A 412-nucleotide genomic window follows, 5' to 3' on the forward strand; every position below is an offset into this window, starting at 1 on the left:
TCTATGCTCTGTGCCCGACAGATGAAGGCAGCCCGGGCCAGTTACCTGCGGGTTTCAGCCTGAACCGACGCTGGCAAACATGGCAGGATCGCCGGTGACACCTCTCCCACTGTGGCGCCGGCGCACACCCATGACTGGACACTGCTCTCTATCCGTATCGATTGGGGGGCTGCTGAAGCGACCCTCATCGTGCTGGACCGGACCTCCACCGAGCGCCGGGTAACCGCCCGAGGACTCCGCTTCTTCCGTCTGGAACGGGACGAACCTTGGGGACCGAGCAGTTCGATCGACGACATAACCCAAGTGGCGGGCGAAGCCGAGCAGCCGCTGGCGCTTTCGATGCAGATGCAGTCCGGCGACTGCATTCGGTTGTGTGCGGCATCCATCAATACCGCGTGACTGTGACGGGCAT

At 62.9% G+C, this 412-nt stretch carries 1 protein-coding gene; it reads left to right on the forward strand.

Translation table 11 applies throughout. The annotated features are described in order from the left end of the window. The first annotated feature begins 111 nt into the window (after window positions 1-111). Window positions 112-399, forward strand: coding sequence for a hypothetical protein (locus tag DBR34_RS01220; RefSeq protein WP_128095382.1), 288 nt, complete (start codon window positions 112-114; stop codon window positions 397-399). Window positions 400-412: the final 13 nt, after the last annotated feature.

This window comes from Stenotrophomonas sp. HMWF003, assembly GCF_003061285.1.
Taxonomy (GTDB): Bacteria; Pseudomonadota; Gammaproteobacteria; order Xanthomonadales; family Xanthomonadaceae; genus Stenotrophomonas; species Stenotrophomonas maltophilia_AP.